The sequence below is a fragment of the Paenibacillus sp. CR_12 genome (genome assembly GCF_041953985.1).
GTDB classification, from domain to species: domain Bacteria; phylum Bacillota; class Bacilli; order Paenibacillales; family Paenibacillaceae; genus Paenibacillus_AQ; species Paenibacillus_AQ lautus_A.
Map to the genome: position 1 here is coordinate 72,132 of NZ_JAVFHO010000011.1, position 15,481 is coordinate 87,612.

Annotated in this window: 19 protein-coding genes; 2 read left to right on the plus strand and 17 right to left on the minus strand. The window is 50.7% G+C overall.

The features are described from left to right. Position 1: 1 nt before the first annotated feature. The 7 genes from RB297_RS27895 to RB297_RS27925 form a co-directional block, all read right to left on the minus strand. Entirely contained in the window at positions 2–136 is a 135-nt protein-coding gene (locus tag RB297_RS27895; RefSeq protein WP_015737373.1) for a hypothetical protein, read from the minus strand. 23 nt (positions 137–159) lie between these two features. Continuing rightward, positions 160–594: a phage tail assembly chaperone gene (locus tag RB297_RS27900; RefSeq protein ID WP_009594601.1), complete on the minus strand. Its 435-nt coding sequence runs from the start codon at positions 592–594 to the stop codon at positions 160–162. Positions 595–729: 135 nt separating this feature from the next. After that, the gene (locus RB297_RS27905) at positions 730–1,137 is read right to left on the minus strand and encodes a phage tail tube protein (RefSeq protein WP_009594594.1); all 408 of its coding nucleotides are present in this window, start codon (positions 1,135–1,137) and stop codon (positions 730–732) included. A gap of 108 nt (positions 1,138–1,245) precedes the next feature. Continuing rightward, a complete protein-coding gene (locus RB297_RS27910) occupies positions 1,246–2,712 on the minus strand; it encodes a phage tail sheath family protein (protein ID WP_375121928.1) in 1,467 nt (488 codons plus the stop codon). Positions 2,713–2,714: 2 nt separating this feature from the next. Further along, positions 2,715–2,924, minus strand: coding sequence for a YqzN/YkzM domain-containing protein (locus tag RB297_RS27915; protein ID WP_192570616.1), 210 nt, complete (start codon positions 2,922–2,924; stop codon positions 2,715–2,717). Positions 2,925–2,934: 10 nt separating this feature from the next. After that, a complete protein-coding gene (locus tag RB297_RS27920; protein WP_375121929.1) occupies positions 2,935–3,774 on the minus strand; it encodes a hypothetical protein in 840 nt (279 codons plus the stop codon). Between the two features lie 463 nt (positions 3,775–4,237). Beyond that, positions 4,238–4,714: an ArpU family phage packaging/lysis transcriptional regulator gene (locus tag RB297_RS27925; protein WP_015737378.1), complete on the minus strand. Its 477-nt coding sequence runs from the start codon at positions 4,712–4,714 to the stop codon at positions 4,238–4,240. Between the two features lie 297 nt (positions 4,715–5,011). On the opposite strand from RB297_RS27925, the gene RB297_RS27930 reads away from it, so the two are divergent. Further along, a complete protein-coding gene (locus RB297_RS27930) occupies positions 5,012–5,431 on the plus strand; it encodes a helix-turn-helix domain-containing protein (protein WP_009594555.1) in 420 nt (139 codons plus the stop codon). A 71-nt stretch (positions 5,432–5,502) separates the two neighbouring features. Continuing rightward, positions 5,503–5,928: an ImmA/IrrE family metallo-endopeptidase gene (locus tag RB297_RS27935; protein WP_096776604.1), complete on the plus strand. Its 426-nt coding sequence runs from the start codon at positions 5,503–5,505 to the stop codon at positions 5,926–5,928. Positions 5,929–6,118: 190 nt separating this feature from the next. Here the strand turns inward: RB297_RS27935 and RB297_RS27940 are convergent, their stop codons facing one another. The 10 genes from RB297_RS27940 to RB297_RS27985 form a co-directional block, all read right to left on the minus strand. Next, entirely contained in the window at positions 6,119–6,856 is a 738-nt protein-coding gene (locus tag RB297_RS27940) for a hypothetical protein (RefSeq protein WP_375121930.1), read from the minus strand. A gap of 235 nt (positions 6,857–7,091) precedes the next feature. Then, the gene (locus RB297_RS27945; protein WP_332295543.1) at positions 7,092–7,871 is read right to left on the minus strand and encodes an AraC family transcriptional regulator; all 780 of its coding nucleotides are present in this window, start codon (positions 7,869–7,871) and stop codon (positions 7,092–7,094) included. Between the two features lie 6 nt (positions 7,872–7,877). Continuing rightward, positions 7,878–8,474 (minus strand): LysE family translocator, encoded by a 597-nt coding sequence (locus RB297_RS27950; protein WP_096776607.1) that lies wholly within the window; start codon positions 8,472–8,474, stop codon positions 7,878–7,880. Positions 8,475–9,244: 770 nt separating this feature from the next. After that, positions 9,245–9,994, minus strand: coding sequence for a polysaccharide deacetylase family protein (locus tag RB297_RS27955; RefSeq protein WP_375121931.1), 750 nt, complete (start codon positions 9,992–9,994; stop codon positions 9,245–9,247). Further along, entirely contained in the window at positions 9,991–10,581 is a 591-nt protein-coding gene (locus tag RB297_RS27960; protein ID WP_096776609.1) for a YkoP family protein, read from the minus strand. Before RB297_RS27960 ends, RB297_RS27955 begins: the two co-directional genes overlap by 4 nt. A gap of 405 nt (positions 10,582–10,986) precedes the next feature. Next, a complete protein-coding gene (locus RB297_RS27965; RefSeq protein WP_096776610.1) occupies positions 10,987–11,727 on the minus strand; it encodes an ABC transporter permease in 741 nt (246 codons plus the stop codon). Beyond that, on the minus strand, positions 11,720–12,643 hold the full coding sequence (locus RB297_RS27970; protein ID WP_096776611.1) for an ABC transporter ATP-binding protein: 924 nt from the start codon (positions 12,641–12,643) through the stop codon (positions 11,720–11,722). The genes RB297_RS27965 and RB297_RS27970 overlap by 8 nt, the downstream gene beginning before the upstream one ends. A gap of 371 nt (positions 12,644–13,014) precedes the next feature. Next, positions 13,015–13,947 (minus strand): sensor histidine kinase, encoded by a 933-nt coding sequence (locus tag RB297_RS27975; protein WP_096776612.1) that lies wholly within the window; start codon positions 13,945–13,947, stop codon positions 13,015–13,017. Further along, positions 13,947–14,645: a response regulator transcription factor gene (locus RB297_RS27980; protein WP_096776613.1), complete on the minus strand. Its 699-nt coding sequence runs from the start codon at positions 14,643–14,645 to the stop codon at positions 13,947–13,949. Before RB297_RS27980 ends, RB297_RS27975 begins: the two co-directional genes overlap by 1 nt. 475 nt (positions 14,646–15,120) lie before the next feature. Beyond that, entirely contained in the window at positions 15,121–15,480 is a 360-nt protein-coding gene (locus tag RB297_RS27985; protein WP_096776614.1) for a DMT family transporter, read from the minus strand. Position 15,481 lies beyond the last annotated feature (1 nt).

Genomic DNA, 15,481 nt, shown 5'->3' on the forward strand with positions numbered 1-15,481 from the left:
TTCACTTCAAACTCTGACCGGCCATGCCCTCGATCTCCTCCTGGGAGAAAGCGAGCAGCAGCAGGCGCTCGCCTCGCGGGAGCCGCCAAAAATCTCCGGGACGAAGGTGATGCCGGACCCACAGATGATACAGCATCGTCGTCATTCCCCCGGAGCCGATCAGTTTTTTAGGTCAGCAATCTCAACCCCGAAACCGGACAGCTCCAGTACTTTATCGCCTACGGCATCCAGCTCTCCGGCCAGCAGCATGCGTCGAACCGCCTGCTCTCCGCCCGACAGCTTCAAGCGGCTTGTAATCCGCGGATCGCCCCAGCCGCTAAGCGTCAAGCCCTTCACCGACAGACTGCTCGTCGCTTCGGAAATGAGCAGCGCATTAAAGGTTTCGGTATCCACCTTTTCATCCACCGCGCCCTTTACCGTACGGCGAACCGTGCAGCGTTCGCGGATGCTGTCCACCTTGCTTGAAGTCAACCCTTGCAGCACCATCTGCATATCCAGGCGCTTAATCCGTACCGTTTCCTCCGGAAGCTTCTCGGCTGCTTCAAACAGACTGTCTAAAATTTGCTCTTCGCTCATGTTCTCGTGCAAGCTCATGCGTAATATCTCCTTTACTCATAAAATAGTAGCCCCCAACTCAGCAGACGACGTTCACCCGAATCAGGCACGCCCTGCCGGGGAACGCTGCCTGCTAGTTTGGTGCGCTCAAGCCGTGTTTAAGGTAAATAGCCCTTAATCCCCCTGAATCGGATCCAACAGCTCGTACCCCTCAAAGGTAAACGAGGTTTCCTCCTGCACTTCCTCGCCGGCCGTCCAGTTGGCCAGCTGGATTTTGTCCGGCATGCAGCGAATCAGGCGAACGCGCTCATGGCCGTAGGATTCGGGATCGTCCAGCTTGGAGATGATATCGAATTTGGTGAAGCCGCGGGAGATCATATCGGAAGTAACCTTGTACCCGCTCATTGTGCCGGTTCCTTTTTTGCTGCCGTTTTTGTGCACCGTCCAGTCGTTGCCGACCAGCTTCAGCTCGCGCTTCTCCAATTCCACGCTGGCTTCCAGCTTATTAATGTGCGTCTGCCAAACCCCGTCGATATATGCCTGGCCGTATGTCCCCATAATGACTCTTGAAGCATCCAACATATTAAGTTCCTCCTCGATTTCGTTAAGTTTTTAAGAAAAACGTTTATGGACGTGCATCCACAGAAGGCATTTCGGTTCTCATCTTAAATGTACTGATCACTCTTCTCGTTATTGCACGTAAAACGTACCGAACAGCTGCTCCATCACGTCGGTCAGCTTCACGTTCCACTGCAGGAAGACCTGGTCCGGCTCCGGCGCGTTCACGGCGGAATCGCCGTAGTAGGCCGGATCGAGAATGACGTCATAACCGTCCGGCTCGATGACATTGCTCAGCGACAACGAAGCGAGATATTCCTTCACGGCGCCGATCAGCGCGAGTCGGCCTTCCTCGGTGTTGTTTACCTTGCCGATATAGGTCTGTTCCGCGGCCAGCTGCAAATCCGCATGGATCGCATCCATCACGCGGATGGAACGGATTTTTTTCCAGGCATTGTTTTGGCCTTCCGCCGGATTCACCAGCGTGTTGATGCCGCGCAGCGCCTTTACCTGACGACCGTCGAAGAACAGGACGAATACGCCATTGCGTACGGCCTGCTCCTGTTCGGAGCGCGTCCAGCGGCGTGTCACGTCCTCGAATGGCGTTACCGCGTATGTAGCGGATTGGTTCAAGCGCTGACCGGCAATAAGCCCGGCCACGTAAGCAGCCGTCTGCGCGGAACTGTAGTTCACGCCGGACAGACGCACGCCCGTACCGACGTTGATGATCCCTTCATGGTTCAATGCAAGCGACCGGTCTGCGGCCAGCTTGGCTGCATCCTTGGAGATGTCGTCCGCCGCGCTTCCGCCGAATACGGCCATCACGCCGCGTCCTTCTTGACGGAGACGCTTTACCCAGGCCGCAAAGCTCTGCAGCAGAGCCATATCCGCGGCGTAATCCAGGGCGAGTACGTTAAATTCCTGGCCTTCGACTGCATCCAACATCTCGACATAATCCGCATTCGTCAGACCGCCGTTGCCGCTCTTGCCTCCGGACAGCGCGGCTCCGTTCACGTCAGCGGGAACGCCGGACGTTTCCAGTGCGGTTGCCGTCACCCAGAGGTTCTCGGCATCTTCGTTGATCTGCGCCGCCATCGACGCTGCTGTGCCATCCAGGCTTGTATAGGTGCCAAGCAGTTTGGCGCCTTCATAAAGGCGAAGCTCGCGTGCAGTCGGGTCGATCAGCGACGGCTGCACCGTTACGGAGAAGCCGTTGCCGCGGCTGCCCGGGTATTTGGCCTCAAGCTTCAGCACGTCCGAAGGCGTAGCTTCAGTATTTTGAAGCGTCACGCTAGCCGCTGCCGCCGTATTGTCCGCCAAACGATAAGCCAGCAGCTTTTTCGGACCGCCGAGCAAGGCCAGATAAAGCGTCTCGTAAGCGGTAGCGCCATCCTGGCTATCCGCGGAATACAGTTCGGAAATCGCGAACTCGCTTCCGATCTCCACGAACTCCCGCACCGGTCCCCAATTGGCTTTGACCGGCACGACGACCGTACCGCGACTGCCACCCTGAACAGCCGACGCGGCTGCTGCCTTGAAATTCATATACAAACCCGGCAGTACCGGTTTATTCGTGCTTTCCCATGTTCCACCTGCCATGATTAGACCACCTTCGCTTTCATGAATTGTTGGATTCTTTCTTTGACCTCGGTTACCGTGAACTGCTCTCCATCTGCCCCATACATGGCACCCGCAAGCACTTCCGCCCGAACCTGGAACAGTTCATGGGCGTGTGCTTCAAGTTCCGCCAAGGCATATCGGGGAGCGCTGCTCCCGGGAGCTTCGGATTTGAGTGTTTTTTTCACAGCCATATTGGCCACCTCACTTTAAGATAGGATGAATGTTAACGCGCCTGATCAAGGCGGCTTCCTCCGGCGAACGGTTCTTCCGCTGGGCCAGGGTCAGCTTAATCTGACCGTCCAGAATGGGATCGGCCTGCATATCGGAGGAAATTTCCGCAACGGATAAATAACGGCGTTCCTGTAAGTCCAGAACCAGCTGGACCTGGGTGCCAAGCTCCTCCACCAGCCTTGCAGCCGTGAGCTGCTCGTCCGCGGAATCCAGGGAGGCGATATGCCCGATAAAGGTTTTGCGGACCTCGAACATCGAAGCTCCCGCCATTCGGGTCTCGTAGCCGGTCATCCGCCATAATACGGCGTGATCCTCCCGCCCCGCAGGCCATGCCGTATGGTAGATGCGCCAAGGACCACCCAGCATATCTCCAGTCCAAGCTGTCAGCGTATCCAGCCATTCATCCGGCTGTCCGACGGAGCCTGCCCCGGATGCCTGCGGCATATAGATCCCGAATCGCAAGACCCGGATCATGCTGCCTGAAACAGGATCAAGCTTGTCGGCCTCCGGAACACCCAAATAATAAAGCTTGAATGCATTTCCGTCGGCTCCGGCAACCCGCTTGCGGTGAAGTCCCTGAATGAGTAGATCCGCCCATCGATCCAATTGCGGCAGATCGGAACGATCCCCATGCAGCTTCAATCGCACCACCTGCCGGTACCCGGCCCATGAGGATTTCCAGACGTCCTCGCCGAGCGTGATCACGGCATACAGCGGTTCGTTTACCCCGTCCGGCGGATGCACGTCATATACATGGCCGTCAAGCTCCGGAATGAGGAATGCAACGGCCTGTTTGACCGCCCCTCTCATTCCGCGGTTTGCCGGACGCTCTCCGGTCGGCCATAGGACAGCCAGCTGCTCATGACGATCACATGCTTGTGCAATATGACCCCCTCCTTTCTTTTCGTATAAAGAATCGGAAATGAGACGCTCCAGGCATCAACCGCAGCAAAAAACCGGTCCTTCTCAAGGCCGGCTCACATCGACTGTGTGTGTGTTCGGTGCGCTCTGTTTTGCTTCATTTCCGATAATACAATCTTACACCCCTAAATCGGATGCGCTGACGCCTTATGGGACGTTTCATGCTGAACTTTAAGCGGAATGTCGGCGGAAAACAGCACGAACCTATGTTCGTGTTTATGGTTGATTTCCCAGTCTTAACTTGTTTTTCCCGTGAAATGCTGCCCTCTATATTAGAAATAAAAAAACCGGAGGACGTCCATAATGGAGGTCCTCCGGTTTTGCTCGATGTGATGATCCATGCTCGCGCTTGTCAGCTCATTTTGCTCTTGGCGGCTTTCTCTAATTCCTGCAGCTTCAGCAGTCCTCTGTCCGCCAAAGCCAAGGCCAATTTATAAAAAGCACGGGTGCGGATCTTCGTATACGTGTCCTTGCTGACCGGCGGCTCGAGGATATGGTTGTACACTTTGTAATCGAATACGTCGTCCTGTTTCATGTACCGTTCCCGAATCAGGGTCTGCTCCCGCTCGCCAAGCCGTTCCACGATCGATTCGATCGTTTCGCAATACTGCTTCCTGGCCGCCGGCATATCTACATTATATATGGCAACCGCTGCCGTTTGGTCCGAGGTGACGTTGGTCGGTCCGTGGAACCTCTCCGTGTAGGATGCGGTCACGCTCATCTCCCTGACTTCGAATGTAATGGTTTTATAGATGCGATATTTTTCGAATATCGCTTCAACGGCGCTTTGGGTCTTTCTGCGATCCAATTCCGGTAACAATGGATTCATTCGGAAACACTCCCCTTTTATTGTCATGGTCAAGCTTACAATTTGCCATTTGGCAGAAGTCGGTTCTTCATCTTATGTTCGCATATTGTTCGTATTTTTCATTAATATACCACTATTTGGAGACCGGCGTAAACCTTCAAATGGACGAACTATATAGAGGAATATGGGACATCCCTCTCATTTTCTTGCCTTTTGGCAATAATCCTCTCTTTTATTTTACCTGTTGGCAAAGGATGGGAATGCGTTTATACTATATGTAGATGTTTCAGATGGACTATGGTGAGGAGTGGCCGGAACGTGGAACGCATATTTGGATCGTACTTGAAAGAGATGAGGGAGAACAAAGGCTGGAGCATCAATCAGTTGGCCCAGGCCGCCGACATCAGCGGATCGCAGATCTCGCGGATCGAGAATGGGCTGCGGGGCATACCCAAGCCGCAAACGCTGCGCAAAATGGCGGAAGCGCTCGAGGTTCCCTATGAAGAGCTGATGAACAAAGCAGGTTATCTGCAGCAGGATGCCGCCAAGCACGAAGAGATACCGGCTCCCGCTTGGGCAACTTCCAGGGATAAACGGGATTTCAAGAAAATGCTCGAGGATGACGGCGAGCTCATGTTTGACGGGGTCCCTTTGAGCGGGGAGGACAAGCAGCGCATCAAGGACGTCTTGACCGGACTGTTCTGGGAAGCCAAGCAGATGAACAAACGCAAGAAATAAATCCACATGCATAAGGAGATACATAACGATTCTTACGATTCAACCAAAACCAATATTGCAGGTGAACTGCCATGGATGATCATTTACAACCTTTAATCCGTCAGCTGATCAAAAAACATCACACCAACTGCCCCTTTGAAATAGCGGCTTCCTTGGGCATACATATTCGGTTCGCGGATTTAGGCCAGACGACCAAAGGACTGTATTTCCGTAAACTAAGACGGAGATTCATCGTCATCCACAATCAGCTGCCGCCGCCGTGGCAGCGCTTCGTATGCGCGCATGAGCTGGGGCATGACCGTCTTCATAAGGGAATCAGCCGTTTTTTTCTGGAGGAGCATTCCTATTTCAGCCCGGGCAAACTGGAGCGGCAAGCGAACCGCTTTGCCATTGCCCTGTTGACCGCAGGTCTCGCGCCCGGACCCGGAGAGTCCCTGCACGAATTCTATCTGAGAGCCGGCATTCCGCAAGAAATGCTATATTTTTTTAGATTTTAAACGAACATACGTTCCTGATCAGCATCCATTCTTTACTTTCATTCAACCACCGATGGGCAAAAAAGAACCCGCCTTTGGCTTGTCGCCAAAAGCGGGCTGCTGGGGAAGCCAATGCTTCCATTGGATAAGAAATTATCCGTGAGGAATGCAGAGAGACTTCATCTATAATCCGGTCCGTTTAACACTGCGCTCATAACGGTTCAAAGATGGCAACCTGCCGCTTGCCAATCTTCAGATGCTGAATTCTTTTAAACCGGTCATGCTTTAATTTCTGGCCTTTGTCGGATATGACGGCAACCACCGAACGGGCGGGATCCAGGATCGCATGCATGCCGTTAAAAAAATCTTCTACCGGCGCCTGGCTTCCGCCGCTCCAGCTAACCATGTCCCCGTAAGGGAGATCGGTCATGACGATTTGGGTCCCCTTGCAGGGGGCCAGGCTTTCCTCCGGTTGGGGCTCGGTAATATCGGCTTGAAAACAAACCGTTTCTTCCAAACGGGACATTCTTATCAGCTCCCGCAGTCGGTCAGCGCTTTCCAGCGCATCCTGATGGGATGGCTTATGATAGAGCGCCAACAGCTCTTTCAGCTGTTCGGCGCGTTGTTCCAGCCCTTCTTCACGGAGCAGCGACAGGTTCTTCCCGGCGATGCCGAGCACCTCCGCGTTAATGTCAGAGCCGATGACGCGGCGAATGCGCCGCCCATGCAGCAGGCCCACCACCGTCAACAGATACGCCCCTCCGCAGCAGGGATCGTATAAGGTATAAGGCCCCTGTACGCCTTTTTCCTCTAATATATGAAAGCACCGCTGGGCAATCTCGCTGGCCAGCCTGACGGGAAACGACGTCGTTCCCTGCGCATTATACAGCACCCGGCCGCTCGCGAAATCCTCGTAGCTGCGCTGGGCTGATTCATAGATATATTCCATTCGAACGATTCCTTCCATCCGGCTAAAGCCTGAGTAGTTTCCAATGATTCCTCATACAGATTAACATCCCTTGGCCATATCTCAAAATCCGGTTGCGGCTCCCTGCTCACAGTTTCAACGAACGGCTTACCTTTCCCTTCGATAAGGCAGAAATGACGGTTCGGCATGCGTAAAACCGCAATAATGTCGCGGTGGAAGCATGATCACAGCTAACAGAAGCTTCAGCCTGCCGCCTCTACTTATCCAGATGGGACATATAATCAAACGCCGTCGTGCCGTACACGTTCTTGAAATGCCGGTTCAAGTGGGCAAGATCCGTGAAGCCGCATTGGGTCACGGCTTGATAAACATCCCGACTGTCCTCGATCAGGTGCTTGGCGCGCTCCACTTTGCAGTTCAGATAATACTGATAGGGCGACAGCCCCGTATTCGCTTTGAAGGTTCGGATGAACTGATACTTCGACATCCCGAACGCCCCGCTCAATTCGTCCAAACGGAGGACATGCTCCAGATGATCGTGCATCATGTCTTTCGCCTTCCGCGTAAATACGCTGTCCTTCCTGCCGTCCGGGTTCAGAATATCCTCGTTAAAATGCCCCGCCAAGCCCAGCAGCAGCTCGCTGCTCTTAGCCTCCGGCTGACCCGTGAAGATCGACCTCGTCACATCCAGAATGCTCTGCCGCAGTCCCGCATGATATACGATCGGAGATTGGAACCGCACGATATCCTTTTTCTGAGTCAATTCCAGAAAGAGCTCCGGATGAATATAGATCATCACGTAGTCGATGCCCGTTCGTTCCTGGGACCAGCCATCATGATTCTGCTCCGGATGGAACAGCATGACCCCGCTTTGGTAAGAAGCCTGCTGGCTGCCGTCAAGGACGTACTTCTGTATGCCGCGCAGCGTAACGCCGAGGGCATACTCCTCGTGGTAATGCTTCTTGTATTTGAAATCCGTCAGGCTTGCGGACAGCGCCGTAATGCCCACCGCTTTTTTATAAATAAACTGCTCCATCTTCCTTCACCCCTTTATGAGCTCCGGTATGCCGGATACGACAATCGCCGAATACAGCAAAAACAAAGCCAGGATCGTGTTGGTCGTCCTCCGATATTTTTGCATAATTCCTTGAAAAAGGCTACCGCACACGGCCCAGGTCATATACGCGGACAGCCCGATTAACGATACAGCGACCACAAACGCCGAAACGACAGGGCCTGCCGTATAATAAGGCATCACGTAGCTGGGAATGACCGTCAGCGTGAACATTACCACCTTCGGATTGATAAACTGCATCAGAAATCCGGACGTAAAAGAAGCCGTTTGGTTAACGCCGGACTTGGATACGTCCATATTATACACTTGATACGCAAGATACAGCATGAACAGGCAGCCGGCTACCCGCATGATCGGCAGAATGATCGGCATGCCGGAGGACAGCAGCTGGCCTAATAAGACCGAAGCGGCGATTAATAAGAAAAAAGCGATGGAGGCACCGGCGATGTAGCGCAAGGTCTTCTTCATGCCGGAGTTCTGGACCGAAGACAGAATGACGATATTGGACGGTCCCGGCGAGAAAGCCACGATAAAACAGTAAATAAAAAACGAAGACAGGTTCATGATGATAGCTCCTAACAAAGGAATTTCCTTTGTCATTATAGAGCCGGACGCGAAGCGGGGCATAGTACATTATTGCAGCAGAACAAGAGCCGTAACGAGTACGGCCCTTAAGCGAAAATCATTTCATGATACCGTCCTTAATGACCGGACTGGTACGTCTTCGGTTGCTCCTGCGCATGCGCGCTGCCGGATAAATTGAGCAGCACGACCCCTGCGATGATCAGCAGGATCGAGAAAACTGTCTTTCTTTCATATCCGATATATCAAATGATCCCGGCGTGTTTTCGATCGATTCGTCTCGTCATCCAATATTGAAATAACGTTGTTATAAGGATTACTGATTGGTATTTTGATTCTCAGTTGGGTAAACAAAAGATCTCCGATGAAAAATCCCAACGAGTTCCATAAATAGAGCGAAACAGCGCCGAGTACAATAATCAAAGCGCCAGAAAACGCATTGCAGGCCACTTCGATGCTTGATAGCAATGGAGAACAAGGAGTTTCCTTGCGTAAGCAGCTTCTTATCAAGGATTTTGGGAAGCGCCGACATTTGAGCCGGATAAAACCACATGTTCAGCGTCGTTAGTATCGGCGTAATGGCAAGCACTAAACCGACCGTCAAAAAGCCGAAATAATGCGCCACAGGCACAATGAGCAGCAGCAGGGCCTAAAGAGAGCTGGGTATATACCAGCAGCCCCCGCAGCGGAACACGGTCGATCATGGGACCGGAAAACAATTGAATGATCATTCTTTGTTAATATTACACGCATCATCCAACCCGGAAGCCTTTTGAAAGGTCGCTGCGCGAATCATGCGGCTTATGCAGCAGTTCATCGGCGCGGACGCATTCATACCCTTGGATATGGACCGTGTCAATCACTTCCTCAAGGCTTGCGATCATTCTGCTTGGGGCATCAGGCTCCGCCCCCCAAGTATCTCCGCTGTCATGCAGCAAAATAATCGAGCCAGGCTCAAGCTGATCCAAGATCCGTTCTTTGAGCGGTATGTTCTTGCTCCCCTTGCCCCAATCCCACCCCATGATCGACCACAGCACGATCCGGTATTTTCGCAAAGCAAATAAATCGCCTAAATTCAAAATCCCCCATGGAGGACGGTAAAATGCCGGGCGCTCGCCCGTGATTCGTTCGATGATATCGGCAGACCGGTGGACATGCTTATTCCGTATATGGCGCGGACTCATTAGCCAATTGGGAAGATGGGAATAGTTGTGAATCCCGATTTGATGCCCTTCCATGTGGATGCGTTTCATAAGCTCCGGGTATCGCTCCGCTTTGCTGCCCAGTACAAAAAAGGTCACTTTGATCCTTTTTTTCTTGAGAAGATCCAGCAGTTTAGGAGTATGCAGCGGGTCTGGGCCATCATCAAAGGTAAAAGCGATCTGCCGGCCACGCCGGCCGCGCAGGGTTACCCCAAATCCCCAGATCCGTGTGATAACATATGGAATGATCATATAGATAAAGACAAACATCAGCAGCAGATTCAGCATCACCATACTCATGCCGTTTCCTTAGAATAACGCAAAAGCAATGATTTTCTGGTCAGCATCAGCATTTTGGGCACAAGCTTGGGAGCATTTTTCTTCGTGCGTTCCCGGCCCACCGGATGCAGCACCTTGAGTAAAAGCCGCAAATAATAAGTAGAGAACACGCGAAACCCCTTGGATTCCAGCGGATGCAGCTCAAAACCGAGCCCGTGAATAATACCGCGGTGCAGCAGCGTTATTCCAGTCAAAGCTTTGACCTGCGCAAGCTCCGGTTCCGTCTCCATCGCCTCGCTAATTTGCGTGATCGATCTCCTCAGCATTCTTGCGGTCAAAAGTGCGGCCCGGTCAGCCCCCAGCTCTTTGGAAAGCTCCAATACCTGCCGGTTGTCCAAATGGAGTTCACCGACCCAATCCCCCGAATAAATCCACTCTCCGTCCTGGCACTTCAGGTTTTTTCCATGATGCCGGCGGATGACCAGCTTGCAAATCCCGTATCTTTTTAGTCCGGCGCTGCGCAGTTTCGTGATTTGATCAAAAACCGCTTCCCAAGCCATCCATACCGACTGAGCGCTTGCCTTCGTAATAGTAGCTAACATGTTCATTATCGGTCACATCTTTCCTTTTCATTTTTGAGTCGGTCTTCTGCAGTTAGACCTCGCCTTTATTCCCTGCAGGAAAGGCATTTGTTTAGTTAGATGGCGGAAAACCAAAAACCCATGCCATTATATTAAAAAATGATTCTATCTTTTCCCTTTCTTGTTTCTTAATGTTTTCTTAAGTTTTAATACTGGGGATATGTACTGAAGTCTGGCGGAAAATACGCGCACCAACAAAGGCATCATGCCCAGCCTGATCGCTTTTTTATCCGAGATGGATATGCACTGGAAAATGCCGAAGCTAAGCCAGGCCGAATTCCCCGGAGTTGAACACCAAATTCATGTAGGTATCTCCGTAAAAAAGCACCCTTCTTGCAGGCGAAGCTGCCGATAAGAAGAGTGCTTTTTTAGTTAAGCTACGTCCGTCTTATCTACGTTACGGAACGAGAGATAAGCAATCAGGAGACCGATAACTCCCAAGATCAACGGTATCGTTATATTTGTGCTAAGCGAAAGACCCTGGGTGTTGTTGCTGACTAAGACCACGATAATGATCGAGGATACGATCGTTGTCGGTACGGATTTTTTTCGCATCCCGAAGAATAAAGGAATGAGGCTGAGGCACGCTGCTGACAATGTTTGGATCAACAATTGGATCCCCGTATGCAGTAGTACGCCGGCCTCCAGTTTTCCCGGAATAAACTGAAAATGGCTGTTCAGAGCCAGAATGGATATACAGATAATAAGAGTCGAGATGAGCATCGCTCCAAACGTAAGAGCCAGAGCCAGCAGCATTTTCGCCATGATCAGTTTTTTACGCTCGACCGGGTACGTAAACAATAAGCTGATCGTTTTATTTTTGTATTCCTCAATAATAAATCTGCTTAGCAAGACTGAAGCAAACACGATAAATACCGCACGGCAAAGTAGCCCCGCTATCGATAACGCATCGGCGAAACTCGCGAAAGCAGGACCTCCGCCCCTCTCCGTGTAGGCTATATCGGCGACACTCCCGAATGCAGGATCTCCGCCCCCCTCCGTGTAGGCTATAAGAAGCATGAAACCGGCGCATAGGATCGTTGCAATAACCGCCCCTCTATAAAACCAGGCTAACTTCTGCTTTTTCATCTCCATACGGATCAGCTTAAGCATACTGCTCACCTCCGCTAATCTGATGCATAAAATACTCCTCGAGCGAAGTATGCTTATGGTTTATCGATTCAATCGCCACATCATTCAGTACCAGCGCCTTGGTCAATTCCTGCTGCGTAAATTTGGACTCGTAAATGCGTATGGCTGAATCACCGACGATTTTGAAATTGCTGACTTTCAGCTGATTTTCCAGTACAAATACAGCTTGTTTGCATTGTGGGGTCACAATTTCGATATAATCTGTGTTTTCGCTGCGCATCTCATCCATAGACACTTCGCGGATAAATTTGCCGCCCTGAAGAATGCCGATCGTATCTGCAACTTGTTCGATCTCACCCAGCAAATGGCTGGAGACTAGCAGCGTCATCCGGTACTCCTTGCTCAACATGCTCAGCAAACTTCTAAAATCCTTAATTCCGACCGGATCAAGTCCATTGATTGGTTCATCCAGAATGAGCAGCTCGGGTTTGGTTATAATGGCGCGGGCCATGCCCAGGCGCTGCTTCATGCCAAGCGAAAATTCGGATACCGATTTGCCTTGGATGGAAGTTAGATTAACCATCTCAAGCGCTTCTTTAATTGCATGTTTGTTATAATAACCCATATATTCCGCATGCATCTCCAGATTTTCAATCGCTGTCATTTTATCGTAAAAAATCGGATACTCGATGATGCTGCCAATGCGTTTAAACATTTCAACCGATGAAGGCGTAAGCTTCTCTCCGAATATTTCAATTTCACCGCTGGTTGGTTTGACCAGATTCAGCATCATTTTCATTAGCGTTGTTTTACCGGCTCCGTTTGGACCGAGCAGTCCGTAAATCTGCCCCTGCTTGATATTCATACTGACGTCAGAGACAACATCTTTGCCTTTATAGGTTTTGCTGACATGGCGGGTACTGATGACATAACTCATTTATATTTGCCCCTCTCACTTATCTCTTGATCATAGTATAACCGCCAACATTTTCATATTTCTTGCGCAATTCTTACGAATCTCTTAAGTGTAGAAAGCGACTCGAAACAATCATATCACATGGAATAAAAAAAGACCGATTCACTCACAACCCGTCAGATTAATGTGCCAACACGTTCGTTTAAGAGATTTCTCATGGTCTCCCAATACGGTGGGGTCGTTCCCAAGAACGAGAATCAAACAGAAAACCCTCTGACGCCAGCCATTGTAGCGTGACATCAGAGGGTTATTTCAGCCTTGTAAGAATCGATCCCGTCTCCTACGCTACTTTCGCTTTTTGTCTAGCACTAATATGATGTTAAGAAGCCGCGCTACGATAGCTTCTTTAACGAGATCGTGAAAACGGTCCGTTCATACGGCTTGCTTGTGACGCGAATTTCCCCGCCCATCAGCTCGATCAGTCTTTTCGTAATCGTCAGACCCAAACCGCTGCCCTGGAATCTTTTATTCCTTGAATCCTCCAGCGTATACATCCGCTCGAAAATAAGCTCTTGATCCCGTTCATGAATACCTTTGCCTTTGTCCCAAATGTCGATAAGCACCCGGCCCTGCTCATCCCGCAGCTTCATGCCGATCACCTTGCCCTGTGAACCATAACGGATCGCATTGCTCAGCACATTGTTAAATGCGCGGGTTAGTCCTTCTTCATTGCCCCATGCATAAAGCGGCGTTTCCGGAATATCGATGTCAGCCTGCAACCCTTCGGATTCGATTAGATCATAAAACATCAGCATGCTGTTTCTGGAAATTTCATTGATATGTATGCGGGTCAGGGGCATCTCCTTATCCCCCGATTCCAGCTTGGCCAGGTCAAAAAAACGGTTGATCAACTCTACGATCTCTACAGTCTTCGTATGCACCTTATCCAGTAGCGGCTCCCTTTCCTCCATTGGCAAGTCGGCCTTCTGGTTCAACGTTTCGATATAACCGAGCACCACAGTAAGCGGCGTCTTCAAATCATGCGATATGTTTGCCAACATCCGGCGCATCGCGATTTCTGTACGCATAAATCCTGTCTCGGACTGCCTGGTTTGCAAAAGCAAGTGATTGATGGCAATCAACAGTCTACGATATCCTGGATCCTCCGTAAAAAGCAGCAGTTGCTCCTGCGAGGACGAATCCTCAATCGTATTCAGTTTATCGATGATGTAGCCGAGCTGCTTAGCTCTTTTTTTCCGACCCATCCACTGCATCACATTCAGCAACGCCAACATGATCACAACAATCAGCAGAACGGCAACCACTAAAATTCCCCCAAACGGTAGCCGATGCCCCACAGCGTTTTGATGTACTGCGGATCGGAGGGCTGATCTTCAATTTTGTCGCGCAAACGGCTCATATGCACATTAATGACATTTTCATCGCCGAAATAGTCGTCATTCCAGACGGATGTGAAAATGTGCTGCTTGGTGAATACCTTTTTCGGATTCGTCATAAACAGCTTTAAGATTTGCAGTTCTTTGGCCGTCAGCTTGATCTCCTGGCCGTTTTTGGTCACGGTCAAATGATCCAGATCCATCTCTAGTTCATGGACCCGGATGATTTTATTTTGCTCAGTTGGGGGTGCTATTACATAAGCCGTCACGCGGCGGATAGCGGCCTTCACTCTCGCCGTCAGCTCAATCATCGAAAAAGGTTTCGTAATATAGTCATCCGCGCCAAAACCAAGGCCGAGCGCCTTGTCCACTTCCCCATCCTTTGCGGATACGATCAGTACCGGCACATGGCTTTTCTCCCTGATTTTTTTAAGAAAATCCATACCGCTGATCTTGGGCAGCATCATATCCAGCAGTACGAGGTCATAATCTCGCTTCGCAAACCGCTCGAGCGCCTCCTCTCCGTCTTTGGCAAGCACCACCTGAAAACCTTCCATCGTCAAATAGCTCTCTACCATCTCGCCAATCGAGCTGTCATCCTCTACAAGAAGTATGTTCGAAGCCACGTCATTCACGCCTTTCTTTTTACGTCCATAACTCTAATATACTGGAAACAACGGCCCCAAGGTATATTCAGATTCATCTTCAAATAACCGCTCAAACTAAAATAACCCCACAAACTGATCTGTTGCAGCCTTGCGTACCGCCGAGTGTCGCATGAAGCACGTGTACAAAAATACAAATCGAAGGCTGCATGACCTCATCTTTTAAATGTGAGGGATGCACAATGGACGCTATTTTAGAACGTTGTTGCGGTCTGGACGTTCATCAAGCTAGGTTGTTGCTTGTGTTTTAACCGGCCCCTTTGAATCAAAAGTCGAATCAAGCAGTTAAAACGTTTGGAACGACTACAAACGAACTGTATCAGCTGCGGGATTGGCTTCAGTCTCACCAGGTTTCCCATGTTGCCCTGGAAAGCACCGGGGTACTTTGGATTCCCGTGTGGAACATTCTGAAGGGGAGTTTCAAGCTTGTTCGCCCTCAATGACCGGACTGGTGCGTCTTCGGTTGATCCTGCGCATGCGCGCTGCCGGATAAATTGAGCAGCACAACGCCTGCGATGATCAGCAGAATCGAGAATACCTTGAGCCCGTTGATCTGCTCCGCAAAGAACATGTAACCGATCAGCGTAATGATCATGATCCCGAGTCCCGACCAGATCGCGTAAGCCACGGATATTTCAATCTGCTTCAGGCTCAATGTCAGGAAGCTCAAGCTGCAAATATAGAACACGACCAGCAGCACGCTTGGCAGCGGTTTGCTGAATCCTTCCGATAGCTTCATGTTCAGTGTGCCCGCCACCTCGAACAGAATAGCCAAACTTAGATAGACCCAATGCATA